Origin of the sequence: Bradyrhizobium sp. LA2.1 (genome assembly GCF_040547725.1) — a bacterium.
GTDB lineage: Bacteria > Pseudomonadota > Alphaproteobacteria > Rhizobiales > Xanthobacteraceae > Bradyrhizobium > Bradyrhizobium barranii.
In genome coordinates, this window is record NZ_JBEPQI010000007.1 from 155,391 (window position 1) to 179,201 (window position 23,811).

Below are 23,811 nucleotides of genomic sequence, written 5' to 3' on the forward strand. Positions count from 1 at the left end.
TCCTCGGCGTGCTGAATGAAAAGATGAAGTTCAGGCGCTCACGGCGCGCAAGGCTGTGGGCCTCGTCAAGCTCGGGTTGACGCGCGCAAGCTGGCGCATCTCGGCAAGCCCGAGGAGATAGCAAACAACGGACTCGCCCCCACGGTTTTCGTTGGCGCGATCAGCGTGCAAACCATCCCGGCAACTGCCAGTGAGCGGATCGACCAGCGCCACTGAGAGATCGTTGCTGCCAAGGAACCAGGCGAAGGCCCGAGTTGCCATGGCTTTCCATTCGGCATCGCCATCGGCACGCCACGCGGCGAGGCAGGCGGCGATGGTCGCCGTTGCCTCCACGGGCTGCTGATCAAACGCACGGGGACGTTGCCGCCGCTCGCCGAAGCCGGCGGTGCCGACCGGCCGGAAATGCCCTGCCGCGGTCGTCTGCTGCGTCATGAGCCAGCGCAGAGACCTCAATCCGGCATCGAGATATTGGGGCGCCTGCGTCGCCATGCCTGTGAGGATCAACGCCTGCGGCAGCCGCGCGTTGTCGTAGGCCAGCCCTTCCTCGAACCACACCCAGTCCGACGTCTCGACCGACGCCAGACACGCCATCAACCTGCCGGCAAGGGAATGCCGGACGTCCCTGGCGTGGAGATCGTCCGGAGCCACAGCGCAATAGGCGTCCAAGCCCAGCAGCATGAATGCCCATGCGCGGGGCGAACGAAAGCCCGCCGCGATCGACAATGCCTGGGCGAACAAGGCAGCGGCCCACAGGCGCCGGGCCGGGCTCGCGTCTCTGCGTGCAGCCTCGCCCAAAGCCCATAGCGTCCGCCCGTGACTGTCTTCCGACCCTCTGTCCTCAAGCCAGGTTCGATTGAACCCCATGAAGTTGCGAAATTGCCCGGTGTCGGGATTCCAGGCGTGCTGCACGAATGCCGCAAACCGGCTCGTTAGAATTTCGGACAGCGGCTGTTCGCCTGGACCATTGAGGGCGCAGGCCAGCAGCAGCGCTCGGGCATTGTCGTCGACGCAATAGCCGTGCGCGCGATCCGGCACCGAATGGACCGCATGCTGGAACAGGCCGACATCATCGCACATCGACAGGAAATGGCCGATCTGCATATCGGGCGATGCGGGGCTACGTGGCTCCGGCACATTCATGTCCGAGCACGCGAAGAGTTTAAGCCGATGGCCTTGCCGTACATTCTCGAAGACGGACACGTAGCGCTCGGCCACCCGTTCCCATGTCATCATCCGGCTCGCCGCATAGGCGCGCCGCGACATCGCCTGCCGGCGGGCGTCGTCGGTCAGCAGGCCTGCGATCTCGTTGCCGATCGCCGCGGCGTCGCTGAAAGGCACCAGCACGCCGCACCCGTCGGCAAGCAGCTCGCGGGCGTGCCAGTAAGGCGTCGAGACGACCGGCTTCCCCAATCCGAAGCTGTAGGCCAGGGTTCCCGAGGTCATCTGGGCCTCGTTGAGATAGGGCGTGACATAGACGTCGCACATCGAGATGAATTCGAGCAGCGTGGCGAGATCCGCGAACCGGTCGAAGAACACCACGTGGTCATCAATTCCGAGTTCGCGCACCCGCGCCATCAGGCTCTCGCGATAGGCCTCGCCCTGGTTTCGGACCAGGTTGGGGTGCGTTGCGCCAAGCACGACATACACCGCATTCGCGCAGCGCTTCAGAATCGACGGCATGGCGTCGATCATGATTTCGATGCCCTTGTTCGGTGACAACAGGCCGAATGTCAGGATGACCGATTTTTGCTCAAATCCAAGCTTGGCCTTCGCTGCATCGGGCTCGACGAAGGCGACGTCCGGAATGCCGTGGGCGATGACCTCGATCTTGTCATCGGCCACCCGGTAGACGTCGCGCAGCAGTTCGCAGCCCTTATTGGCCATCACCACGACCTTCGACGACGCCTCGACGATGCGCTCCATGACCGTCCGCTGCGCAGATGTCGGATCGGCGAGCACGGTATGGAACGTCGTCACCACCGGCATGGCAAGGCGGGACAACAGCACGAGGATATGGGCCCCGGCCTCACCACCGAAAATCCCGAACTCGTGCTGCAAACACACGGCATCGAACCGGCCGGCATTGAGGAAATCCGCGGCCCGCATGTAGTCTTCGATATTGCCGTCCTTGATCTGGAACGCGACCGCCGGAGGATAATCATAGGCTTGACCGCGATCGGTCATTGCCACGATGCAGGTCTCCAGATCCTGGCGCGAAATCGATATCGCGTTCTTCAGGTCGGTCGTATAGGTCGCAATTCCGCATCGTCGAGGCAGCGAGTTGCCGATCACGGCGATACGGCGGAGCGGCGTCATGTCGGCACCTCTATGATTTCGCTTGATGTCGGAGCGTGCACGGCGGGCGGACGCGCCGGCGAATTCTGTCGTCCGTCACCTCTGCCACGCGCGGCTTGATTGCAAACCTCAACAGCCGCGACAGATATTCTTCAGCTTCGCTGCGGTTCTGGCCTCTTCCGCAATGAAGGGGTCCTTGTAGGCAGCCCGCGCGGCGTCTTGTTCGGCAGCAGCGGGTTGCTTCGCTTTCGGCGGAAACGCGGCGTCGTAACAGGCGAGCCGGCCGCTCGTGCTTTCGATCGCGCGGCAGTCCGGCTCTCTGGCGACTGCACTTTGCACGAATGTGCCAAGCGCCAATGCGACAATAAGCATTTTCATACGGGTATCGTTCCTCGCGGAGGATCCGGGCGCGCCGTTTGACGCCCCTGCGTTCCTCATGCCTCGAACTGGTCGAACTCGTCAGACAGCAGAACCCGGCCCTGCGGCGTGCATATCCGCACGTCGACATAGCCTTCCTGCAACAGCTCCCTCGCCTTCTTCAGAGCGGCGGCCGTCGTGGTGCGGGCCAGGCTGACGTAGCCGCTTTGATCGCGTCCGCTCACCAGAAATTGGAGCGGCGTCCTATCCATGCAGAAAGGCCGCAGCGGCCACCAGGAGCAACAGAAACAGCGGGACGATCACCGGCGGCACGATCCAGTCGGCCAGATTAAAGCGAGGCATGCGCGCTCCTCCTCGTTCGGCGGGAGCGCTAGTGACCCTCAGTCACCGATGGATGCCATGGGAAGGGCGGTGATCGCAGGACTCTACGCTTATGCCCTGCCAATAGCGAGCTTTAAAACGGCACGCGACATCGACGCGACGGCGTTGCCTTGAGCAGCCGCGTCGTTTAGGTCAAACAACGGCGGTATCAACACGGGCACGACTGGCATGGCTACAATCTTCTTCGATCTCGACGGAACGCTGACCAACCCGAAGCCCGGGATCACCCGCTCGATCCAATACGCGCTGGAGCGGCTCGACCTTGCCGTGCCGAGCGAGGACGAGCTGACCTGGTGCATCGGGCCGCCCCTGCACGCCAGCCTGAAGAAGCTCACCGGAAGCGACGAGCTCGCCGACCGTGCGCTACTGCTTTATCGCGAGCGATTTGCCGATATCGGCCTGTTCGAGAACGAGGCCTATGCCGGCATCATCGACACGTTGACGACGATCGCCGCAACCAGCCAGCGTATGTTCGTCGCCACCAGCAAGCCCGCGGTCTACGCCATCCGCATCGTCGATCATTTCGGCCTGAAACCGTATTTCGAGCGCGTGTTCGGCTCCGAGCTCGACGGCACGCGTGTCGACAAGCGCGACCTGCTGCGCTATGCGCTCGACGAAACCAAGGTCGATCCCGGCAGCGCGATCATGATCGGCGACCGCAGCCACGACGTGATCGGCGCCCGCACCAACGGCATGACCGCGATCGGCGTGCTCTATGGTTATGGCAGCGAGGCCGAGCTGCGGGATGCCGGCGCACATCACATCTGCGCCGCGCATCCCGAACTGCTCGGTCACTGCGCAGCCTAGAGCATGATCCGGAAAAGTGCGCAGCGGTTTTCCGACAAGATCATGCTCAAAACAACGAGTCTTACGCGCTGACGGTCTCGACGGCCGCCAGCATGCCGGTCTTCGAATGGCAGTTCAGATATTCGAAGAACTGCTCGTCCGCGGCGGCCACTGTGACCTCGTGATAGAGCCGTAGCTTTGCCGACGGCCCGAGCGTCGACAGGTATTTCATCGCCGCGCCGAATATCTTGACGTGGGTCGGATGCGACTCCGCCCAGCGCTCAAGTGCGGCGAGGCTCTTCCACCAGCTCTGGCCGTAGGACTTTTCGCTCACGCTGCCGTCGGCGGAGAGCACCTGCATGTAGCGGTTGGCGTAGCATCCGATGGCTAGCCCGTCGTCGCGCAGGAAATCCATGCCCTCGCGCAGCACCGGCTCGACATCGTCAAGATAGAGCTTTCGCTCCGATGCCTCCGTATCGCTCCAGTCCTGCCCGGAGCGGATCAGGCAGAGATTGTCATGCGCCTTCACTCGCAGCCGCGCGCCGTCGCGGACCAATTCCGGCGCGCCGCCCGGCGTCATCGGATCGGTCTGCGACAGCGGAATGCGATCGCGCATGCCGCCCCAATAGGCGTGCTCCTGCACCTCGCCGCTCATGCCGTCGGCGATTGCGGCCACGCCCTCGGGCCGGTCGAGCGAGGAGAACAGCGTCTCGTGCCGGGCGACTGTGGGACGCAGCACCTCGATGAAGGTGCCGATGCCCTCGCGCGCCTTCACAGTCCACGCCTCGCGTGCCGGCGCGAACCATGCGTCGAAGCGCGCGATGTCGTCCCAATAGGCAACCGACACGACGGTCTCATAACCGGCGCGGTCGACGTAGCGGGCGCGGTCCCAATGCGAAGGCCCGCCCTCGGTAGCAAACCCCGCCGCGATCTCGGCGAGTGCCGCCGTCGCAGCCGCCGGCGCCGCGCCGCGATACTGCACACCGAAATAGGCCATCACGACGCGGCTCACGGCGGGCTTGTAGCGCGCCACGAACGACGGATATGGCGGCTGGTAATCGTCCGGCACGCGCTTGTGGCGCGTGCGCTGGGTCTCGAGATGCAGAGGAATTGCGGATTCCATGATCGTACCCTCCCCTTGATCCCGGCGATCAGCTCGCCGCCGCCGCGATGTCCGTGGGCTCAATGGTGTCGACCGGCAGCGCGAACTGCTCGACGCGCTGGTATCGCTTCTTGTTGAGCAGGAGCCGCGTCACGTCGGGCCGCGAATAATGCCCGGCGGGATCGGCAGCGTTCTTGGCAACACCGATGGCACCGAGATCGATCTCGGCAATCAGCAGCCCTTCCTGGTCCGGCGCCAGCTTGTCGCCGATCTGGCTGCCGTCGGGACCGTAGATCGCGGCGAATCCGCCGCCCACATGCAGCAACGCGTTCTTGTCGGGCCGGTCGCAGAGCTCGTCGATCATGGCCTGCGAGACCGTCGCGCACGGCGCGAGCACGAAGCAGGAGCCCTCTACCGCATAGACGCGCGAGGCGGCATTGTTGACCTCGGCGCCGAGCGCCGGCGCGAAGGGATCGTAGAGCGAGAAGCTCGGCCAGGCCGCGACATGCACCTGCTCGTTCTGGGCGTACATCGCGTATTTCGACAATGGCTGGAGATGCTCCCAGCAGCACAATGCACCGATGCGGCCGATGTCCGATCTTGCGTGGACGGCGAGATCGCTGCCGTCACCCTCGCCATAGACCGTGCGTTCGGCATGGGTCGGCCGCAGCTTGCGGCGCTTTGCGATGGTCTCGCCGTCGGGCCCGATCAGCCATTGCGCCAGATAGAGACTGCCGCCGTCGCGCTCGGACAGGCCGAGCACGGCGGTGAGCTTTGCCTTGCGTACGGCGTCGCGCAGCCGCTCGGCCTGCGGACTGTCATAGGACAGCGAGTTGTCGAAGTAGCGCTGCACGAAGCCGCGGCCGATCGCCCAGGCCGGCGAGTCCATCCAGATATGCCAGGGGTAGCCGGGGATGAAGGCCTCGGGAAAGGCGATCAGCTTGGCGCCCTTCTCGGCGGCGTCGCCGATCAGCGCGATCGACTTGTCGATCGAGGCGTCGAGATCCAGCCAGGCGGGCGCCGCCTGCACAACCGCGACCTTGTATTTCGGATGTTCGATGCCCATTCCCGCCTCCATTGCCGGTTGATCGGAAGCCACGTCCGATGCAGTCTATTTGGCCAAGCCACCCGGCCGGGCGCTCGACCGCGGTGGAACAAAAACTCGACTGGCCGGGATCGCCGACGGGTACGGGACTTGCCTTCGGTCTGGCTGGATCTGCGCCAACATGCGGTTTTGCTGGATGTGACAGGGAGGCTTGCCGATGCCAATCCAGTTCACGACAGACGGCAGCCCCGGCTACCGGCGGCTGGCGCTGTGGCAGGACATCGTCTGCGACGTCTTCGTCGGGCTCGACTGCAAGTCCGACCTCGGCAGCGCCTTTCGCGGCTCGGTCACGCAGGCCCCGCTCGGCAAGGCCGTGTGCTCCGAGGTCTGCTCCGACCGCCAGCACGTATTCCGGACGCCATCCCGCATCGCGCGTTCGGATCAGGATTTTGTCCTGGTTGCGCTCGGCAATCGCGGCGACGGAGGCGTGGTGCAGGACGGCCGCGAGACCGTGATCCATCCCGGCGAGTTCGCGCTCTACGACACGACGCGGCCCTATGAGCTGAAGTTCAACCACGCCTTCACGCAGACCATCTTCAAGGTGCCGCGCGAGATGCTGCAGCGCCGGCTCGGCGCCACCGAGACGCTCACCGCGATGTCGTTCGGCGCCGATGTGCCGCTCGAACGGCTCGCCTATGATTTCATCTTCAGGCTTTGCCAGAGTGCGGACCGACTTGCCCCCGACAACGCTGCGGCGTTGTCAGAGCAGGCCGTCGATCTGCTCGCGATGGCGCTGAGCGAACGGCTCGGCAAGACATCGCTGCCGTCCTCCACCCACCGCTCCGCCCTGCTCTATCGCTTGAAGGCCCATATCCGCGCTCATTTGGCGGATCCCGACCTCTCGCTGTCGGAGGCCGCTGCTGCACTCGGCATCTCGCCGCGCTATGTGAACGATCTCCTCGCCGACGAGGATACCTCGTTCCAGCGCCATGTGCTTGCCGAGCGTCTCGCCCAATGCCGGCGTGACCTCGCCTCGCCCGTGCTGGCCCATCGCCATGTCAGCGAGATCGCCTTCGCCTGGGGCTTCAACGACCTCTCGCATTTCGGCCGCGTTTTCCGCGAGCATTTCGGAATGTCGCCGCGCGACTTCAGGCAGAGCCAGTTGCGACACTGACATCCAGCCAGCTATCACCTTGAGCCTTCGCTGCAGACGAAGGCAAGGCTCGTCAATTCCAGATTGCCTTGTCCGGCTGCGCGCATCAGGCTGGCGTGCATGAGGACTCACGCCACCATAAGCCGATCGGAGCTGTTGCTGGGTGTGATCGCGATCAGGCTCGCGGTGCTGGTCCTGGTGGGCTGGGGCCTGACGCTGCTGCCGCGGCAGGCGCGTGACGGCGAAGCTGCCTGCTTCCCCTCGCCCGCAACCAGGGTCGAGGCTCAGTCATCGGTGAAGACGCCAAGCGCGCGCGTTGCCGATGCAGCATTCGATGACATGCGCCTGCACGACTAGGCCATTCCCGAGCAAGGCCGGTATGTGAGCGCGTGATAGGACGCGGCCCGCGCTTGCATTACCATCGCCCAAAGGCCGCACCGGTCAACCAGCGGCCAGCCGAGGAGCATATCGATGGAATACCGACGCTTGGGCCGATCCGGCCTCATGGTGCCCGCTTTGAGCCTGGGAACGGGCACCTTCGGCGGCGTCGGCCGCCTTGCTGCGTGGGGTACGACGGACGCGGCCGAGGCGCGGCGCCTTCTGGATATCTGCCTCGATGCCGGGGTATCGATGTTCGACACTGCCAACGTCTATTCGCTCGGCGAATCCGAGCGCGTCCTCGGCGAGGCCATCAAGGGCCGCCGCGACAAGGTTCTGATCTCGACCAAGGCCACCTTCCGCTTCGGCGATGGGCCCAACGACATCGGCTCGTCGCGGCAGCATCTGCTCGCGGCCATCGACGGTTCGCTGAGCCGGCTCGGCACCGAATACATCGACCTGTTCCAGCTTCACGGCTTCGACGCGTTCACCCCGCCTGAAGAGGTGCTTGCGACTCTCGACGTGCTCGTGCGCGCCGGCAAGATCCGCTATGTCGGCGTCTCCAACTTTTCGGGCTGGCACCTGATGAAGTCGCTCTCGGTTGCCGACAAGCATGGCTTCCCACGCTATGTCGCCAACCAGACCTATTATTCACTGATCGGGCGCGACTACGAATGGGAGCTGATGCCGCTCGGCGTGGACCAGGGGCTCGGCGCGGTGGTCTGGTCGCCGCTCGGATGGGGGCGCCTCACCGGAAAAATCCGACGGGGTCAACCGAAGCCCGAGGTCAGTCGCCTGCCCAAGACCGCCGATTTCGGCCCGCCCGTGCCCGATGAGCACGTCTATCGCGTGGTCGAGGCGATCGACGAGGTCGCCAAGGAAACGGGCAAGAGCGTCTCGCAGATCGCGCTGAACTGGCTGCTCCAGCGTCCGACGGTCTCGACGCTGATCATTGGCGCGCGCAACGAGACGCAGCTGCGCGAAAATCTCGGCGCGGTCGGCTGGACATTGACCAAGGACCAGATCGCAAAGCTGGATGCCGCGAGCAAGGTGACCTTGCCCTATCCCTACTGGCACCAGCGCACCACCTTCACCGACCGCAATCCGCCGGCGGTGTAGAGACAGCCAACTGCCCGACCGCTCGGCTCCCCGAGCTCTCGCGAAAGCGGTCCCGACCCGTTTTCCTGTGCCGGAAGGCCTGCTTCCGGCACAGGAACCGTCCGGGTCCTGCCGGGTTGCGATCCATCCTGCAATTTCCTAATCCGGGGATGAATCACGGCTCCAATCAGGCGCGCCTCCATCATGTCGTCTGCCCCGATCGAGCATGCCGACGGTCTGCCGCAGCCGCAGCGCAACCAGGCGGTGCTGACGATTGCGCTCGGCATCATCATGGCGGTCGTCGACAGCGCCATCGCCAACGTGGCGCTGCCGACGATCGCAGCCGACCTTGATGCGAGCCCGGCCTTCTCAATCTGGATCGTCAATGGCTACCAGCTCGCGATCACGATCTCGCTCCTGCCGCTGGCGTCGCTCGGCGAGATCGTCGGCTATCGCCGCGTCTATCTGGCCGGGCTCGTACTGTTCACGCTCGCATCCGCGTTCTGCGCGCTGGCGCATACGCTGCCGCTGCTGACGATCGCGCGCATCATCCAGGGTTTTGGCGCGGCCGGCATCATGAGCGTCAACGCGGCGCTGGTGCGTTTCACTTACCCGCGCAGCCAGCTCGGCCGCGGCATCGGGATCAACGCGCTCGTCGTCGCCTTCTCGGCCGCGGTCGGCCCGACGCTCGCCGCGGGCATCCTGGCGATCGGAACCTGGCCCTGGCTGTTCGCCATCAACGTCCCGCTGGGTGCGGTGACGCTGGTGCTCGGCCTGCGCAGCCTACCGCACACAAAACCCGCCGGCCATTCCTTCGACTGGCAGAGCGCAGGGCTATCCGCGATCACCTTCGGCGTCGGCATCGCGGCTGTCGACAGCGTCGGTCATGGCGAGGCCGCCATCACCTGTCTCGTTCAATTCGCCATCGCCATCGTCGCGGGCGCGCTGCTGATCTACCGCGAAACCCACATGACCTCGCCGCTGCTGCCGGTAGACCTGTTGCGTATTCCGGTATTCGCGCTGTCGATTGCGACCTCGATCGCCTCGTTCTGCGGACAGATGCTGGCCTTCGTGGCGATCCCCTTCTACCTCCAGAGTCGCTTCGGTTATTCGGCGGTGCATATGGGCCTCCTGATCACACCATGGCCGATCGCGGTGGCGTTCGCGGCCCCGCTCGCCGGCCGCCTGGTCGAGCATTATCCGGCCGGCCTGCTGGGCGGCATCGGGCTCACGCTGTTTGCCTGCGGCCTCGGCGCACTCGCCTTCCTGCCTGCAAGCCCGACGCCGCTCGACGTGATCTGGCGGATGGCGCTGGCGGGGGCCGGCTTCGGCCTGTTCCAGACCCCCAACAACCGCACCATGATCGCGGCCGCCCCGCGCGAGCGCGCCGGCGGCGCCAGCGGCATGCTGGGCACGGCGCGCCTGCTCGGCCAGACCACCGGCGCGGCGCTGGTGGCGCTGCTGCTCGGCCGCTATCCGACCGAGGGAACCAGGATCGCGCTCCTTGTCGGCGTTGGATTTGCGCTGTGCGGTGCAGTGCTGAGCATGCTGCGGCTGTCGCCCGCGGGCGCGCGCGGCGCCGAGCACGTCCGGGTACAGGACGACCAGCGCCTGCGCGGCGAATAGCTCACGCCCAGGTTCCGCCGTCCTCGGGCGCAACTTGTGCGTGGCTTAACTATCTGGACCAATGACGTATTGCCCTCCCGCTCCGGTTGCGCTTCATTGACGCGGGGAATAAGGGGCATTTCATGCGTTCATTTGGAATTGTGGCGCTCAGCGTCATGCTGGGCGGCTGCGCGTCGGTCACTCGGGGCACGACCGAAAACATCAGCATCTCATCGACACCGTCGGGCGTGGAAGCCGTCGTTAGCGGAATGGAAGTTCCGACCACCTGCACGACGCCGTGCTCCGTGGTCGTCAAGCGGAACGCCGACATTTCGATCACCTTCCAGAAGGAAGGCTATGAACCGCAGATCGTGCCGCTCAGCCGGGACATACCGACCTCCGGGGCCGCCGGCTTCGCCGGAAATCTTTTGCTCGGCGGTGTCGTCGGCATGGGCGTCGATGCTGCCACCGGGGCGGCAACCGATCACAAGCCCAACCCTGTCATCGTGACCATGCAGCCGTCAGCTCCCGCTCGCGCACGGCCACCCGCGCCGAAGAAGCCGCGGCCGCCGGCGGCGCCTGCGCCTGACACCGGCACCTAGCGCCTCGCAACTGCCACGCAAACAAAAAGGCCGGCTTTTCAGCCGGCCTTTTCAATTCATATCGCTCGCAATCAAGCCTTGACCAGCGGGCCCTTCGAGGTCGGCCCCTTCGAACCGCCGGAGCCACCACCGCCCGGCTTGGACTTGCCCGGCGGACGCTTGCGGGCGCCGGGCAGCTTCTCCTGCTTCGGCGTGATCGGACCGTCGAGGAACTCGAACCCGATCTTGTCCTTGGTCTCGTCGGCCTCGTCCTTGACCAGGACGACGCGGACGTGGCCGCCACCCTTGAGCTTGCCGAACAGCACCTCGTCGGCCAGCGGCTTCTTGATGTGCTCCTGGATGACGCGGGCCATGGGCCGTGCGCCCATCTGCTCGTCGTAACCGTGCTGGACCAGCCAGGTCTTGGCGGGCTCGGACAGTTCGATGGTGACATCGCGATCGCCGAGCTGAGCCTCGAGCTGAAGCACGAACTTCTCCACGACCGTACCGATCACCTCGACGCTGAGATGGCCGAACGAGACGATGGCATCGAGGCGGTTGCGGAATTCCGGCGCGAACTGCCGGTTGATCGCCTCGTGGTCGTCGCCTTCCCGCTTCGAGCGGGTGAAGCCGAACGCCTGCTTGGCGAGATCCGAAGCACCTGCGTTCGTGGTCATGATCAGGATCACGTTGCGGAAGTTGACCTGCTTGCCGTTATGGTCGGTGAGCCGGCCGTGATCCATGATCTGGAGCAGCACGTTGTAGAGGTCGGGATGCGCCTTCTCGATTTCGTCGAGCAGAACCACGCAATGCGGATGCTGATCGACGCCGTCAGTGAGCAGGCCGCCCTGGTCGAAGCCGACATAGCCGGGAGGCGCGCCGATCAGGCGCGACACGGTGTGCCGCTCCATGTATTCGGACATGTCGAAGCGCAACAGCTCGACGCCTAGCGACGCCGCGAGCTGCTTTGCAACCTCGGTCTTGCCGACGCCGGTCGGACCCGAGAAAAGGTAGCAGCCGATCGGCTTCTCCGGCTCGCGCAGGCCGGCTCGCGCCAGCTTGATCGAAGCGGCCAGCGACTCGATCGCCTTGTCCTGGCCGAACACGGTGCGCTTCAGCGTCTGCTCGAGATGCTTCAGCACCTCAGCATCGTCCTTCGACACGCTCTTCGGCGGGATCCGCGCCATCGACGCGATCGTGGTCTCGATCTCCTTGATGCCGATGGTCTTCTTGCGCTTGTTCTCGGCCACCAGCATCTGCGCCGCGCCGGACTCGTCGATCACGTCGATCGCCTTGTCGGGCAGCTTGCGGTCGTGGATGTAGCGCGAGGAGAGCTGCACCGCGGCCTCGATCGCCTCATTGGTGTACTTCAGCCGATGGTAGTCCTCGAAGTACGGCTTGAGACCCTTGAGGATCGCGATCGCATCCTCGACCGTCGGCTCGTTGATGTCGATCTTCTGGAAGCGCCGCACCAGCGCGCGGTCCTTCTCGAAGTGCTGGCGGTATTCCTTGTAGGTGGTCGAGCCCATGCAGCGGATCGTGCCCGAGGCAAGCGCCGGCTTGAGCAGGTTCGACGCATCCATCGCCCCGCCCGACGTCGCGCCCGCACCGATCACGGTGTGGATCTCGTCGATGAACAGGATGGCGTTGGGATGCGCTTCGAGCTCCTTCAGCACCTGCTTCAGGCGCTCCTCGAAGTCGCCGCGATAGCGCGTGCCCGCGAGCAGCGTGCCCATGTCGAGCGAGAACACGGTCGCAGCCGCAAGAACCTCCGGCACCTCGCTGTCGACGATGCGCTTGGCGAGGCCCTCCGCGATCGCGGTCTTGCCGACACCGGCCTCGCCCACGAACAGCGGATTGTTCTTCTGCCGGCGGCACAGCACCTGGATCGCTCGGTTGATCTCGGAATTGCGTCCGATCACCGGATCGATCTTGCCGTCGCGCGCCTTCTTGTTGAGGTTGACGCAATAGGTCTCGAGCGCTTCGCCCTTCTTTTTGGCGTCCTCGGTACCCTTTGCCTCGGTCTCTTCGTCGACGCCGCGCACCGGCCGCGCCTCGGAGACGCCCGGCCGCTTGGCGATGCCGTGGCTGATGTAGTTGACGGCGTCATAGCGCGTCATGTCCTGCTCCTGCAGGAAGTACGCGGCATGGCTCTCGCGCTCGGCGAAGATCGCGATCAGCACGTTGGCGCCGGTCACCTCTTCGCGACCGGACGACTGCACATGGATCACCGCGCGCTGGATCACACGCTGGAAACCGGCGGTCGGCTTGGCGTCGTCGGCGCCATCCGTCACCAGATTCTCGAATTCGGTTTCAAGGTAATTGACGAGGCTCGTGCGGAGCTTGTCGAGATCGACGCTGCAGGCGCGCATGACGGCGGCTGCATCGGAGTCGTCGATCAGGGAGAGCAAGAGATGCTCGAGCGTCGCGTATTGGTGATGACGCTCGTTTGCGATCGCCAGCGCACGATGCAGGGATTGTTCAAGGCTTTGGGAAAAAGTCGGCATTCGCGTCCTCTATGGCCCCCACCATCATGATCGCCATCGCCCGGTCAGGCAACAACAACCTTTGTCACATATAGTTATACAAGACCGCGGCGAAAGACCGGTTCCGCGACTCAAATGGGCATTACGCGCCCACGGCATGCTCGATGCAAAACCCGTTCCGATTTGGGCAGAACTACCCATTTGGGCAGGATTGACGCCGCTGATTTTCGCGGGATCACGCAGCAGGATGTGCTGCCGTCACATACCGCGCAACCAGAACCGATCTAAATAACTCTGGATGTGAACGCGCAGTTATTTCTTTTCCATCACGCATTGCAGCGGATGCTGGTGCTTGCGGGCGAAGTCCATCACCTGCGTCACCTTGGTCTCGGCGATCTCGTAGGTGAATACGCCGCACTCGCCGATGCCGTGATGATGGACATGCAGCATGATCTTGGTCGCGGCCTCGATGTCCTTCTGGAAGAACTTCTCCAGCACATGGACGACGAATTCCATCGGCGTGTAGTCGTCGTTCAGGATCAGCACACGATACAGGTTCGGCCGTTTGGTCTTCGGCTTGACCTTGGTGATGACAGACGTATTCGGCCCCGTCGGTCCGCCCGAACGGTTCTCGTCATTGCTCATACGAGGAGCGTGGGCAGCGGCTTGCGCGGACAGGTCTAGTCTGAAAGTCAGGTGCGGCATGGCTCAGGCGTTCAAATTCCCCACGGAAGCGAGTGACGGTCAGCCGCGCGGCCCCGCCCTTCGGAGCTTTGCACGGGCGCGCCGCCTTGTTGGATCACCGCTTCCAACCGGTCCGGTCAAGCCCGGCTCGATTGTAGGGAATATGGGCCCGCCCCCGGCTCGCCGCAAGCGTGCAACGGTCTGGCCAAAATGGTCGAGGCAGTCCCGATTCCCGGTCCGGCGATCCTGACCAAGGTTAGTCAATCCGGACCGATTTGACAAAAGTTTCGGCCGGCACCGTTTAGAACATCTTCACTAGGAATCCGGCCGTTAAGCGGCAGCGGCGATTTCGCGGGAAACCTCCGGTTTTCTACGGTCCAATCGAGCTGCCGTTCAATCGCGTGGCCCCTGGTGCGCATGCGCGTCGCCATGCTGCTCGACAGCGCCGGCTCGATGGCCCAGGACGGCAAGATGTCGACGATGCAGACGGCCGCGAAGAACCTGGTCGATCGGCTCAGTGGCCTCGTGCTCCTCGCCGGCGGTCTCGATGCGCAGAATCGCTGGCGGTACAGCAATGCCTCGCAGATCGACACGCGGCGGAAGAAGCTGCGCGACGACGCCAAGGCGAGCGGCATCGACGCGTTCTGTCCGGTGATGTCGGCGAGTCAGACCGTGTGGGGTTGACGTCGGTACGTCGCTGTCGAAGCTGCGCGTGGCGCGCTGAACCGGATCTCTGTCGCAACAACAAAAAAGCCCGGCTGAACCAGCCGGGCTTTTCGATTCCAGGAGTTCCAGAGGACGTTAGTTGGCAGCCGGGGTGAACTTCGAAACGATGGTCTCGACCGGCTTGAACGCCTGCTTGGCGAGGTCGCTGTAGAGGCCGGCGATCTTCTGCGATTCCGCAACGAAGGTCTCGTAGCTGGAACGGGCGAAGTCGGTCTGCGCTTCCACGGCCTTGTCCAGCGACTTCACGCCGGAAAGCTTCTCGACGAAGGACTTGGTGTCTTCAAACGACTTCTTGGTGTAGTCGCCATACGCGCTGGCGATCGCCTGGAGGCCATGCTGCATCGAGGTCGCGGAAGCAACGCACTGCTCGAACTGCTCTTTCCCGTAGCTCTGAAAGTCTTCAACCTTGAACATTTCGGAATCCTTTTTCCCTGGCTTTGGTCCGGAAGCCCCGGCTCCCTGACTCCGCCCAAAAATAGTGCAACGCACAAAAAAGTCAAGAATCTTGTGCGGCGCACAAAATTAGATGCAAATCGCTGAGATTCCCGGGGTTTCCCGCAATGGTTCCTTAAGCTTTTGGAAACCGCGGACCCCTACCCTGATTCCCTGGACGTGTTCAGCTTCCGCGAACGGTCAAAAGCCGTTCGAGAACATCACCTTAGCCAGAACAGCGGCTCAGGCCCAACGTTTCCCGCAGCGAACACCAGCGGAGAGACAGCCTGAGCAGGTAATGATCCCGGGTCGAGTGGGCACAATTTCGCCTCACGGGCCGGTGATCAAGTCAGAAACGGGGACGGGGTTTCATGCTTCGTAAAAACTTGTCTTCCTCGCGCTTGGCGCGGGTTGGCGTTTTCGGGCTTCTTACGGTCACCGCCGTAGTCATCTTCACCGATGCTGCCGAGGCACGGCGTCACCGGCGCCAATACGCTCACCACCGGGTGCAGCGCGATGTGTCCGACAGCTCCAGCCCGAAATTCGCATCGATCATCGTCGACGGCAATTCCGGCTCCGTGCTCCAGGCAACGAGCCCAGACGGAATCCGCCACCCCGCCTCGCTCACCAAGATCATGACGCTCTATCTGCTGTTCGAGCGCCTCGAGTCCGGCAGGATGAAGCTCGACACCGAGATGCCGGTCTCGCAGCACGCCGCCGATCAGGATCCGACCAAGCTGAACCTCCGTGCCGGCCAGACCATCCGCGTCGAGGACGCGATCAAGGGCCTCGTCACCCGCTCCGCCAACGATGCGGCCGTCGTGATCGCGGAAGCGATCGGCGGCGACGAGGACGACTTCGCCCAGATGATGACGCGCAAGGCGCGCTCGCTCGGCATGTCCAAGACGGTCTACCGCAACGCCAACGGCCTTCCCAACGACGAGCAGGTCACGACCGCGCGCGACCAGGCCACGCTCGGCCGCGCCATCCAGGAGCGCTTCCCGCGCTACTATCGCTATTTCGCGACCTCGACGTTCAATTGGCGCGGACAGTCGATCCGCAACCATAACCACCTGCTCGGCAGCGTCGAGGGCGTGGACGGTATCAAGACCGGCTACACCCGCGCCTCCGGCTTCAACCTCGTGACCTCGATGCGTCGCGGCAACCGCCACCTGATCGGCGTGGTGCTCGGCGGCCGCAGCGGCGGCTCGCGCGACGCCACCATGCGCAACCTGCTCGCGGAGAACCTCGAGAAGGGCGCCACCACCCACACCGTCGTCGCTGTCACCGAGCGCAACGGCGCAGATGCCAATACCGACGTCGCCGATGCATCGGAGACCCCGGCCCGCCCCGCTTCGCAGGTCCAGCAGGCTGCGGCCGCCCCTGCCCCCGAAACGGCCCCGCAGCGTCTCGCCTCGCGCCTCTCAGCGCTGGCGGCCGCGACCGCCGCGATGCCGCCGGCTCAAGCCAGGCCTGACACCAGCAAGCCTGAGGTTCGGCCAACTGAATCCAGGATCGAGCCCGCGCCGCTCACCAATGGCGTGATCTCCAGCCAGCCGCTCTCCATCATCCCCGGCTCGTCCGAGCCGATGAAGCCGGTCCGGGTGAAGACTGTTCAGGTCAAGGCCGGCACCGTGAAGGTCGCCTCCGCCGCCCCGGCTCAGGTCGCACCGCAGGTCACGAGCACGATTGCGGCCCGCTCCGACGTCGCGGAGACCTCCGGCGCCGTCGTCGCCCGCGCCGATCTCATCAACAAGCCCGAGATGGCGAGCCAGCCGGAAGCGCCGAAGGCCGAACTCGCCCGCACCGAGATGCCCCGTCAGCCGGCGGGCTTCGGCACCGGCAACGGCATCCTCGGCGTGCTGCCGGCTGCAACGGTCGCCGCGCCCACTCCGGCTGCTGCGAAGCTCGCTTCGGCCGATCCTGTGCCGCAGCCGATCCAGATGAGCGCCACCACCAAGCCGGTCGTCACCCATAGCGGCTGGATCGTCCAGGTCGGCGCACTCGAGAGCGAGAACGAAGCCCAGCAGCGCATCGACGCCGCCCGCAGCTCGGCCCGCGGCCTGCTCAGCAAGGCCGACCCGTTCACCGAGCCGGTCCTCGCCAAGGACAATCGCAAGCTTTACCGGGCCCGTTTCGCCGGGCTCGAGCGGGACCAGGCCGAAGCCGTCTGCCGCGCCCTGAAGCGCGCCGACATCTCCTGCATCACCGTCCGCAACTGATCTGTCGTACCGCTCCAATCAAAATGCCCGCGCCTTGCGCGGGCATTTTTGTTTGGGGGATGCGGCGATGCCAGTTCCGCGACAACCTCTCGTCAAGGATTTACGGTTAAAACTTTACCCAAGGGATCGACCACGCCGACAAAGGCGGGCATCGGGGCGACGGCAGACAGAGCAAGCGGAGCTTACGCGGTACGGGCGTTTGTAGCGTAGTGCCGGAGTTAGCCGTTATGCGTGCGAAGCAGAGTATCCTTGGCCTCGTTCACACGGGCAGCGAGATACGTCGAGCCCCCCTGGTCGGGATGGAGTTTCTTCATCAGGGACTTGTGCGCCCGGCTGATGTCGTCGCGCCCCGCGCCCGGCTGCAGGCCAAGGATCTGATAGGCTTCCTCCGCCGTCATTTTGCCGCTCGGCGCCGTGCGGCGCTGCCGCCCTGCCGCATCGCCCTGCGCGTTCTGACGCCAAGCGGGAAACCGGCGGTCCAGATAGCTTTCAAGTAGGGCCACGCTCTCGGCGTCGAACGCCGGAGCCATCGCCAGCAGGCCAGCGAGATCGAACTCCTGGAGATCGCGCCCGGCGTGAGGACCGGCGACGATCTGGCCGGCGAGCTGCCCCGAATCGTGGTCGAGCCGCATGTCCAGGAATTGCGAGCGTACGCGCGAGGCCTGTCCGGCCGGGCGCGTTGCGCCACCGCCGAACAGCCCGCCGATATTGCCGAAGCCGGCATTCGCCAGCGGCGTCCAGCCCAGGAGCCCGGCGCCGAAAATCCCGAGCGGGATCGCCACCGCCAGCTCGCCCCGCAGGCCAGTGAACGCTGCGACCGCGAGCGCCACCACGCCGCCACCGAACTTGATGGTGCGCGCCAGCACCGCCGGATTGGCGGAGCGGAACATCTGGAGCAGCAGATAAAGCGTGATAACGGCGATGGCGCCGGCGATCAGGGTCATGGCCGGAATATAGTCGCCCTCACGGCAAAATGCATGGCGTCCGTCTCCGACGCGGGCCGCTACTTCATCTGCCCGATCAGCTTGGCCGCACCGCTCGCACTCTTGGCGAGTTTCAACAGCGCCTCGCGGCCGCCGGCGGCATAAGCCGCGGCCGCGCGCAGCAGCTCGCGAAGCTGCGCCGCCGCGCCGGGATCGAACCGGCACCAGGCCCCGCCGGTCAGCCGCGCGATCTCGCGAAAGGCCTGCTCGGCCACGGCGTCGGCGCCTTCCTGAAACACGAACACGGGCACCTTGAGCATGCCGAGCTCGCCGGCCTTGGCGCAGAGCTCATCGACCTTCTCCTCCATGGCATCGCCGACGAAGACGACCGCGCGCACGCCCGAGGCGACCGCCTCGCGCCGCACGTCGCTCAGCACCTTGCCGATCTGGGTGTCGCCGCCGCGACAGTCGATCTTGCTCATCAGCGTCGCGAGCTTCGCGCTGTCGGAGATCCAGCCCGTGGCGCGACACTCGTTCAAGCCGCGATAGTAGACGAGCCGGATGTCGAGGCTGCCGATCGCTGCGGCCTCGCGGAACATGTCCGCCTGGAGCGCGCAGGCCATGTCCCAGGTCGGCTGCCGGCTCATCGTCGCATCCAGCGCGAAAATCAGCCGCCCCTTCGCGCCGGGGGCATGCGGCGACAGCGCACGCGCCTTGGCGACGAACGCGGCGATGTCCTCAGCGGTGCTGGCTTGAGGCAGCGTGCCGCCGGTTTGGCTCGAGACGGCATCACGGCCACGCGGTTTGACGGGTTCGCCGGGCATCCCTGCTCGCTTCTTGCGTGAGCAGCTAATGTGGCTAGCGCCTGCGGCCCGGTCAATGTGCAAAGCCTCCGCTGGCGGATGCCAGCGGAGGCTTTGCAGGTCGTGCTGACGATCGGAGCGGGTCGATGTCGGCTGGTGTCGGTGTCAGCTCTTGGCAGGCGCCATCAGAGCAACCGGACCGGGCTCCAGGATATTGGGCGGTGCCGAGCGCGTATCGACGGGCGCCACGGCGCTGTCGCCGTCGCTCAGGAACTTGTCGAGCATGCTCTGGATCGAGTTCTTCGCCGCATCCGGACCGGTGTCGCGCATGTCGTTGTGCTGGAATTCGGTCTTCACGACCTGGATGCCGGCCTTCTCGCATTCCTCATCGGTCGGGATGACACCCGCGTCGGTCTTGAACTGCGGATCCTGCGAACGGAACGACAGGATCTTGAACTTGCCGGCAGTGACGAAGGGCACGCGCAGATTGTCGAGCGTGACGACCTTCTTGACCTCATCGGGATACTGCTTGGCGAAATACATCGTGATGTCGCCGCCCATGGAGTGGCCGACCATCGTCACCCTGTCGTAATCGGCGTTGGGCTGAACCTTCTTCATCTCCTGCATGGCGAGATGGATGTTGGCAACGCCGCGCAGGATCTGCGGCAGCCGGCCGACATAGAGCTCACCGGGCTTGGTCACCATGGGAGGATCGGTCGGCAAATCATGCTGCGGGCTTACGACCATATAGCCGCGCGCCGCGAAGATGTTGGCGAGGAAGCCGTACTCGGTATTCTTGACGGTGTTGCCGTGATTGATCACGGCAACCGGCAGCGTGATCATGCCGGCATTGGCCTGCATTTCCTTGTCGCGGCGGACCGCGATATCGACAGGCACGGGACGGTTGTCGCGCGAGGCGTCGTAGAAGGTGACGGTCTCGTGCTTGATGGCCCACTTGCTCGCCGTGACATAGGCGACGCCGAAGAGGGCACTAACCGAAACCAGAACGGCAATTCCACGCTTCATTTTCGTCCTCAGCCTCAGGCTCTTGCGGCCTGAATCCCTGTTGAAAATCGTGTTCTTCCGGGGCTCTTCGGCCCCTGGTCGCCTATTCCCTAATATATGTCACAGCCGCGTGACAGGAAGCTTAAATATTGTGAACCTTCAGCCCTTTCATTGTGCGGCGCACGCGTTTCTTGGGCATCCCGTTCTCAGGCGGCTACGTCAGGTGCAGGCTACCATCCGACGCAACCGGTCTCGATTGGCTTCAATTTCACGGTAAACACAGGGTGAAACGGCGAAGTCCGCACTCAGTTCCGGCGGGAACCGGCAGCTTCAATCGGCTGGAAGTAGCGATATACCGCCGCCTCAGGCGCCGAGGATGTCGTGGACTTCGAGCGGCTTGTCGACCTGGCTGAACCACTCGGCGCGATTTGCCGCACGGCGGCGGCCGCGTTCGTCGAGCGGCAGCTTGAGCTGGCGGAGCAGGCCCGTCACCTCTTCCCGCGCGGTGAGATGGCCAAGGTTGGGCCGCATGCCGAGCGTGGCCTCGTCAATCTCGTCGAGCGCGGTCAGGCCGCGCGGAAAAAATTCGCGATAGACGACGCGCTCGGCAAAGCCGTCGACGTAGCGGAAGCCGAGCCGTAGCGACAAATCCTTGAGGCCCTCGGCGACGAGCTGCTTGTTGCGGGAGCCGAGCATCGACAGGCGGTTGCGCACGACGATCCAATCGGTGCTGGAGCCGTCGAGCTGGCGCCGCTTGCGCCTGACATCCCGCACCATCTCGGCATAGTGGCTCTCGCCAGTCACTGCGTAGTTGGCGGGATCGACGGTGCCGAGCACGTCGAAATCGAGGAAGCTGTCGTTGATCGGCGTGACCAGCGTGTCCGCCATCGAGTGCGCCAAGCGCATCAGATAGCTGTCGGTGCCGGGCGTATCGATGACGATGAAGTCGAAATTGCTCTCGACCGCCGAGACCGCCTCCATGAACTGCTGGAACTCGGAATTCTCGTTCTCGGCGATCTGCATGGTCTCGCCGAGCTTGATGCAGCGATGCACCGGCAGCTCGAGGCCGAGGCCGGTGCGGCGCGCCCAGGCGGAACGGTTGCCGATGTAGCGGGTAAAGCTCTGCTGACGGCAGTCGAGGTCGATAGTGGCGACGCGCTGGCCGGCCTTCAGCAGCGCGACCGCGATGTGCAGGGCGGTGGTCGACTTGCCGGAGCCGCCTTTTTCGTTGCCGAGCACGACGACATGCGCCGAGCCGGATTGGCCTTGGCTAGCCTGCACAAGCATAGCGATCCTCAACACCCCTGATGAATATCTTCGAGTTGGCCGCGTCTGCGGTCAAGTGAAATGCGTGACAGTAAATGCAAATCGCAGCGCGCCGTGTTCGAAATGAATCACGGCACCATCTCTCGCTTGTGATTCAGCCATGTCGCGACATCGTGCGCGGCCTCGCGCGGGATGCTGTGCCGCATCCGAATGCATGGCGTCCACGATCGGCGCTTGTTAAGGTTAGCCGGCCGGGCGCCGGGACGCGCCCGCTTCCCATTCCCAACCCTGTCGAGTCCTGATGTCACGAAGCCCCTTGATCGCCCGCACGGTCCCCGCCTTGCGACGCGCCGTCGACAATCTTCGCAAGCGAAAGGCCACGATCGCGCTGGTCCCGACCATGGGGGCCCTCCATGACGGGCATGTGTCGCTGGTGCGCCTCGCCAAGCGGCGCGCGAGTCGCGTCGTGGTGTCGATCTTCGTCAACCCGACCCAGTTCGCCCCGACCGAGGACTTTGGTGCCTATCCGCGCACCTGGAAGTCTGATCTCGCCAAGCTCGCCGCCGAGGACGTCGACGTCGTCTGGCACCCCGGCGCCGAGGCGATGTATCCGGAAGGCTTTGCGACCCGCATCGTGCCGGAGGGGCCGGCGCTGGCCGGCCTCGAGGACCGCTTCAGGCCGCACTTCTTCGGCGGCGTCGCCACCGTCGTCGGCAAGCTGTTCACGCAGTGCCGGCCGGATGTCGCGATCTTCGGCGAGAAGGACTTTCAGCAGTTGCGGGTGGTGACGCAGATGGCGCGCGACCTCGACCTCGGCGTCAAGGTGACCGGCTCCCGCACCGTGCGCGAGCGCGACGGGCTCGCGATGTCTTCGCGCAACGTCTATCTCTCGCCGGAGGAGCGGCAGACCGCGACCACGCTTTACCGCACCATGAAGGACAGCGCCGGGCGCATCCGCGCCGGCGAAGCGATCGCATCCGCGATGGCGCGCGGCGCCGGGATGATCACGGCGGCCGGCTTTGCGCTCGACTATTTCGAGGCGCGCCATGCCGAGACGCTCGCGCCGGTCACCTCGCGCAAGGACGGCCCGTTGCGGATCCTGGTGGCGGCCAAGCTCGGCACGACCCGGCTGATCGACAATATCGCGGTGTAACCGCCGAGCTCGATCTTGCGCGTTCCCTCGCCCGGATGGATGATCGGCGCGAGGAAACGGGCCGGCTGGCAGGGCATGACATTCATCCGCACGATGATCGTGAACGGCGTGCTGGCGCTTGTCGCCGCGACTGCCGCCCAGGCACAACAGCGTCCGCCGATCGGCCTTTACGGGTCGCCGCCGGATGCGATGATCTTCTACGTCGCCCATGGCCCCGCCGGGGCCTGCGGACCAGGCTGCTCCGACTGGATCGCCGCCGAGGGCACGGTGCAATGGGACAGCTACAAGCGGCTGATCGCGATTCTCGATCGCCAGGCGGGACACAAGCTGCCGCTCGTCATCCATAGCTGGGGCGGCTCCAACCTCAATGTTGCGGTCAGCATGGGCCGCATCCTGCGCGACCGCGGCCTGGATGCCACCGCCGGCGCGACCGAGGTCGAGGCCTGCGCCGGCAAGCCGGAGGCGGATTGTTTTGCGCTGAAGCGCCCGGGCGGGCCGCTCGATGCCAAGGTGTCCTTGCCGGATCCGGCGTGCGATTTCGCGTGCGTCCTCATGCTCGTCGGCGGGGTGCATCGCAGCCTCCCGCAAGGTGCGACGGTGGTGCTGGCCGGCCGCTCCATCCGCAATCGCCGCGCGCCCAACGTGGCGCCCGAACAGCGCGAGAGCCTGACGGCGATCTTTGGCGAGCAGTATCGCAAGTACCTGCACGAGATGGGCGTCGAGCCCGAGCTGGTCGACATCATCGACGCCATCGGCGAAGGCGAACGTCCGGTCGTGATGCCGCCCTCCGACTGGGCGCGGCTGCACATCGTCACGCCGCCATGAGCGGCCGCGTCAGAGCAGTCCGAGATCGCGCAGCTCGCGCCGCATCGGCTCCGGCATCGCCGCGATCGAGCCGGCGGCCGACTTGCCGAGATCGGGCGGCACGGAATCGTCGCTGAGGTAGCGCCAGCCCTGGAACGGCCGCATCGGCCGCGGCGATACCGAGATCACCTTCGGCTGCATCACGATCCGGCAACGGCCGATGCCGTCCTTGTCGCGGAACGGCTCGATCCCGATGATCTTTTCACGCGCGGCGATCTCGCCCTTGATCACCCAGTACAGCGATCCGCCCGCCAGGATCTCGGCGTCGCGCTTGGGCACCATGCGGGTGATGTGGATGTGATGTTGCGGCAGACCTTTCTTCTTGGCGGTCTGCATCCGTTCGGCGACCCACCCCTTCAATTCCTTGACGGAGTCGCAGCCGACGGCGAGCTTGATCAGATGTAGCGGCATGCCCCCAGCATTAGCCGGGCAGCCACGCATTTGG

The 23,811-nt window shown here is 64.9% G+C and carries 23 protein-coding genes; 10 read left to right on the forward strand and 13 right to left on the reverse strand.

The window, feature by feature from the left end:
* Nucleotides 1-30: 30 nt before the first annotated feature.
* The 3 genes from ABIB95_RS15560 to ABIB95_RS15570 all read right to left on the reverse strand — a co-directional run bounded on the left by ABIB95_RS15560 (nucleotide 31) and on the right by ABIB95_RS15570 (nucleotide 2,924).
* A complete protein-coding gene (locus ABIB95_RS15560) occupies nucleotides 31-2,316 on the reverse strand; it encodes a glycosyltransferase family 4 protein (protein WP_354240427.1) in 2,286 nt (761 codons plus the stop codon).
* Nucleotides 2,317-2,424: 108 nt separating this feature from the next.
* Nucleotides 2,425-2,673 carry a type VI secretion system-associated protein TagO gene (locus ABIB95_RS15565; RefSeq protein WP_354240429.1) on the reverse strand — a complete coding sequence of 83 codons (249 nt, stop codon included), beginning with the start codon at nucleotides 2,671-2,673 and terminating at the stop codon, nucleotides 2,425-2,427.
* A gap of 56 nt (nucleotides 2,674-2,729) precedes the next feature.
* Nucleotides 2,730-2,924 (reverse strand): hypothetical protein, encoded by a 195-nt coding sequence (locus ABIB95_RS15570; RefSeq protein ID WP_135216952.1) that lies wholly within the window; start codon nucleotides 2,922-2,924, stop codon nucleotides 2,730-2,732.
* 298 nt (nucleotides 2,925-3,222) lie between these two features.
* Between ABIB95_RS15570 and ABIB95_RS15575 the strand changes: the two genes are divergently transcribed.
* A complete protein-coding gene (locus ABIB95_RS15575; protein ID WP_354240432.1) occupies nucleotides 3,223-3,861 on the forward strand; it encodes an HAD family hydrolase in 639 nt (212 codons plus the stop codon).
* 61 nt (nucleotides 3,862-3,922) lie between these two features.
* Here the strand turns inward: ABIB95_RS15575 and ABIB95_RS15580 are convergent, their stop codons facing one another.
* Complete coding sequence (locus ABIB95_RS15580; protein ID WP_354240434.1) at nucleotides 3,923-4,963, reverse strand: phenylacetaldoxime dehydratase family protein; 1,041 nt, start codon at nucleotides 4,961-4,963, stop codon at nucleotides 3,923-3,925.
* 28 nt (nucleotides 4,964-4,991) lie between these two features.
* Nucleotides 4,992-6,008 (reverse strand): carbon-nitrogen hydrolase family protein, encoded by a 1,017-nt coding sequence (locus ABIB95_RS15585; protein ID WP_063982771.1) that lies wholly within the window; start codon nucleotides 6,006-6,008, stop codon nucleotides 4,992-4,994.
* 196 nt (nucleotides 6,009-6,204) lie between these two features.
* On the opposite strand from ABIB95_RS15585, the gene ABIB95_RS15590 reads away from it, so the two are divergent.
* The 5 genes from ABIB95_RS15590 (at nucleotide 6,205) to ABIB95_RS15610 (ending at nucleotide 10,823) form a co-directional block, all read left to right on the forward strand.
* A complete protein-coding gene (locus ABIB95_RS15590) occupies nucleotides 6,205-7,161 on the forward strand; it encodes an AraC-like ligand-binding domain-containing protein (protein ID WP_135216955.1) in 957 nt (318 codons plus the stop codon).
* A 99-nt stretch (nucleotides 7,162-7,260) separates the two neighbouring features.
* Entirely contained in the window at nucleotides 7,261-7,497 is a 237-nt protein-coding gene (locus ABIB95_RS15595) for a hypothetical protein (protein WP_354240436.1), read from the forward strand.
* 114 nt (nucleotides 7,498-7,611) lie between these two features.
* Nucleotides 7,612-8,637, forward strand: a complete 1,026-nt coding sequence (locus ABIB95_RS15600) for an aldo/keto reductase (RefSeq protein WP_354240438.1) — start codon at nucleotides 7,612-7,614, stop codon at nucleotides 8,635-8,637.
* Nucleotides 8,638-8,820: 183 nt separating this feature from the next.
* Nucleotides 8,821-10,242: an MFS transporter gene (locus tag ABIB95_RS15605; RefSeq protein WP_208087304.1), complete on the forward strand. Its 1,422-nt coding sequence runs from the start codon at nucleotides 8,821-8,823 to the stop codon at nucleotides 10,240-10,242.
* A 122-nt stretch (nucleotides 10,243-10,364) separates the two neighbouring features.
* On the forward strand, nucleotides 10,365-10,823 hold the full coding sequence (locus ABIB95_RS15610) for a PEGA domain-containing protein (protein WP_092193127.1): 459 nt from the start codon (nucleotides 10,365-10,367) through the stop codon (nucleotides 10,821-10,823).
* Nucleotides 10,824-10,894: 71 nt separating this feature from the next.
* On the opposite strand, the gene clpA is transcribed toward ABIB95_RS15610, so the two are convergent.
* Nucleotides 10,895-13,309, reverse strand: coding sequence for an ATP-dependent Clp protease ATP-binding subunit ClpA (gene clpA / locus ABIB95_RS15615; RefSeq protein WP_014494656.1), 2,415 nt, complete (start codon nucleotides 13,307-13,309; stop codon nucleotides 10,895-10,897).
* A 291-nt stretch (nucleotides 13,310-13,600) separates the two neighbouring features.
* On the reverse strand, nucleotides 13,601-13,933 hold the full coding sequence (gene clpS / locus ABIB95_RS15620; protein WP_014494655.1) for an ATP-dependent Clp protease adapter ClpS: 333 nt from the start codon (nucleotides 13,931-13,933) through the stop codon (nucleotides 13,601-13,603).
* Nucleotides 13,934-14,383: 450 nt separating this feature from the next.
* On the opposite strand from clpS, the gene ABIB95_RS15625 reads away from it, so the two are divergent.
* Nucleotides 14,384-14,656 carry a hypothetical protein gene (locus ABIB95_RS15625; protein ID WP_354240439.1) on the forward strand — a complete coding sequence of 91 codons (273 nt, stop codon included), beginning with the start codon at nucleotides 14,384-14,386 and terminating at the stop codon, nucleotides 14,654-14,656.
* A 117-nt stretch (nucleotides 14,657-14,773) separates the two neighbouring features.
* On the opposite strand, the gene ABIB95_RS15630 is transcribed toward ABIB95_RS15625, so the two are convergent.
* Nucleotides 14,774-15,112, reverse strand: coding sequence for a phasin family protein (locus tag ABIB95_RS15630; RefSeq protein WP_014494653.1), 339 nt, complete (start codon nucleotides 15,110-15,112; stop codon nucleotides 14,774-14,776).
* A 389-nt stretch (nucleotides 15,113-15,501) separates the two neighbouring features.
* Between ABIB95_RS15630 and ABIB95_RS15635 the strand changes: the two genes are divergently transcribed.
* Complete coding sequence (locus ABIB95_RS15635; RefSeq protein ID WP_354240440.1) at nucleotides 15,502-17,352, forward strand: serine hydrolase; 1,851 nt, start codon at nucleotides 15,502-15,504, stop codon at nucleotides 17,350-17,352.
* Nucleotides 17,353-17,570: 218 nt separating this feature from the next.
* Here the strand turns inward: ABIB95_RS15635 and ABIB95_RS15640 are convergent, their stop codons facing one another.
* The 4 genes from ABIB95_RS15640 to ABIB95_RS15655 all read right to left on the reverse strand — a co-directional run bounded on the left by ABIB95_RS15640 (nucleotide 17,571) and on the right by ABIB95_RS15655 (nucleotide 21,370).
* Nucleotides 17,571-18,296, reverse strand: coding sequence for a DnaJ domain-containing protein (locus ABIB95_RS15640; RefSeq protein ID WP_063982763.1), 726 nt, complete (start codon nucleotides 18,294-18,296; stop codon nucleotides 17,571-17,573).
* Between the two features lie 59 nt (nucleotides 18,297-18,355).
* Entirely contained in the window at nucleotides 18,356-19,099 is a 744-nt protein-coding gene (locus ABIB95_RS15645) for a vWA domain-containing protein (RefSeq protein ID WP_039147674.1), read from the reverse strand.
* Nucleotides 19,100-19,243: 144 nt separating this feature from the next.
* Nucleotides 19,244-20,104, reverse strand: a complete 861-nt coding sequence (locus ABIB95_RS15650; RefSeq protein WP_071913021.1) for an alpha/beta fold hydrolase — start codon at nucleotides 20,102-20,104, stop codon at nucleotides 19,244-19,246.
* 342 nt (nucleotides 20,105-20,446) lie between these two features.
* Nucleotides 20,447-21,370, reverse strand: coding sequence for a division plane positioning ATPase MipZ (locus tag ABIB95_RS15655; RefSeq protein ID WP_063982760.1), 924 nt, complete (start codon nucleotides 21,368-21,370; stop codon nucleotides 20,447-20,449).
* Nucleotides 21,371-21,650: 280 nt separating this feature from the next.
* On the opposite strand from ABIB95_RS15655, the gene panC reads away from it, so the two are divergent.
* Together panC and ABIB95_RS15665 are read left to right on the forward strand one after the other, a co-directional pair.
* On the forward strand, nucleotides 21,651-22,502 hold the full coding sequence (gene panC / locus ABIB95_RS15660) for a pantoate--beta-alanine ligase (RefSeq protein WP_354240441.1): 852 nt from the start codon (nucleotides 21,651-21,653) through the stop codon (nucleotides 22,500-22,502).
* A gap of 75 nt (nucleotides 22,503-22,577) precedes the next feature.
* Nucleotides 22,578-23,327, forward strand: coding sequence for a COG3904 family protein (locus ABIB95_RS15665; protein WP_354240442.1), 750 nt, complete (start codon nucleotides 22,578-22,580; stop codon nucleotides 23,325-23,327).
* A 9-nt stretch (nucleotides 23,328-23,336) separates the two neighbouring features.
* Here the strand turns inward: ABIB95_RS15665 and ABIB95_RS15670 are convergent, their stop codons facing one another.
* Complete coding sequence (locus tag ABIB95_RS15670) at nucleotides 23,337-23,777, reverse strand: DUF1489 family protein (protein ID WP_028155001.1); 441 nt, start codon at nucleotides 23,775-23,777, stop codon at nucleotides 23,337-23,339.
* Nucleotides 23,778-23,811 lie beyond the last annotated feature (34 nt).

Excerpts from the sequence above, each read along its gene's own strand:
- ABIB95_RS15645 (WP_039147674.1), bottom strand. The coding sequence starts at position 19,099 with ATGCCCGGCGAACCCGTCAAACCGCGTGGCCGTGATGCCGTCTCGAGC.
- ABIB95_RS15580 (WP_354240434.1), bottom strand. The coding sequence starts at position 4,963 with ATGGAATCCGCAATTCCTCTGCATCTCGAGACCCAGCGCACGCGCCAC.
- ABIB95_RS15565 (WP_354240429.1), bottom strand. The coding sequence starts at position 2,673 with ATGAAAATGCTTATTGTCGCATTGGCGCTTGGCACATTCGTGCAAAGT.
- ABIB95_RS15590 (WP_135216955.1), top strand. The coding sequence starts at position 6,205 with ATGCCAATCCAGTTCACGACAGACGGCAGCCCCGGCTACCGGCGGCTG.
- clpA (WP_014494656.1), bottom strand. The coding sequence starts at position 13,309 with ATGCCGACTTTTTCCCAAAGCCTTGAACAATCCCTGCATCGTGCGCTG.
- clpS (WP_014494655.1), bottom strand. The coding sequence starts at position 13,933 with ATGAGCAATGACGAGAACCGTTCGGGCGGACCGACGGGGCCGAATACG.
- ABIB95_RS15605 (WP_208087304.1), top strand. The coding sequence starts at position 8,821 with ATGTCGTCTGCCCCGATCGAGCATGCCGACGGTCTGCCGCAGCCGCAG.
- ABIB95_RS15650 (WP_071913021.1), bottom strand. The coding sequence starts at position 20,104 with ATGAAGCGTGGAATTGCCGTTCTGGTTTCGGTTAGTGCCCTCTTCGGC.
- ABIB95_RS15640 (WP_063982763.1), bottom strand. The coding sequence starts at position 18,296 with ATGACCCTGATCGCCGGCGCCATCGCCGTTATCACGCTTTATCTGCTG.
- ABIB95_RS15670 (WP_028155001.1), bottom strand. The coding sequence starts at position 23,777 with ATGCCGCTACATCTGATCAAGCTCGCCGTCGGCTGCGACTCCGTCAAG.
- panC (WP_354240441.1), top strand. The coding sequence starts at position 21,651 with ATGTCACGAAGCCCCTTGATCGCCCGCACGGTCCCCGCCTTGCGACGC.
- ABIB95_RS15655 (WP_063982760.1), bottom strand. The coding sequence starts at position 21,370 with ATGCTTGTGCAGGCTAGCCAAGGCCAATCCGGCTCGGCGCATGTCGTC.
- ABIB95_RS15600 (WP_354240438.1), top strand. The coding sequence starts at position 7,612 with ATGGAATACCGACGCTTGGGCCGATCCGGCCTCATGGTGCCCGCTTTG.
- ABIB95_RS15630 (WP_014494653.1), bottom strand. The coding sequence starts at position 15,112 with ATGTTCAAGGTTGAAGACTTTCAGAGCTACGGGAAAGAGCAGTTCGAG.
- ABIB95_RS15635 (WP_354240440.1), top strand. The coding sequence starts at position 15,502 with ATGCTTCGTAAAAACTTGTCTTCCTCGCGCTTGGCGCGGGTTGGCGTT.
- ABIB95_RS15665 (WP_354240442.1), top strand. The coding sequence starts at position 22,578 with ATGACATTCATCCGCACGATGATCGTGAACGGCGTGCTGGCGCTTGTC.
- ABIB95_RS15570 (WP_135216952.1), bottom strand. The coding sequence starts at position 2,924 with ATGGATAGGACGCCGCTCCAATTTCTGGTGAGCGGACGCGATCAAAGC.
- ABIB95_RS15595 (WP_354240436.1), top strand. The coding sequence starts at position 7,261 with ATGAGGACTCACGCCACCATAAGCCGATCGGAGCTGTTGCTGGGTGTG.
- ABIB95_RS15585 (WP_063982771.1), bottom strand. The coding sequence starts at position 6,008 with ATGGGCATCGAACATCCGAAATACAAGGTCGCGGTTGTGCAGGCGGCG.
- ABIB95_RS15610 (WP_092193127.1), top strand. The coding sequence starts at position 10,365 with ATGCGTTCATTTGGAATTGTGGCGCTCAGCGTCATGCTGGGCGGCTGC.
- ABIB95_RS15560 (WP_354240427.1), bottom strand. The coding sequence starts at position 2,316 with ATGACGCCGCTCCGCCGTATCGCCGTGATCGGCAACTCGCTGCCTCGA.
- ABIB95_RS15575 (WP_354240432.1), top strand. The coding sequence starts at position 3,223 with ATGGCTACAATCTTCTTCGATCTCGACGGAACGCTGACCAACCCGAAG.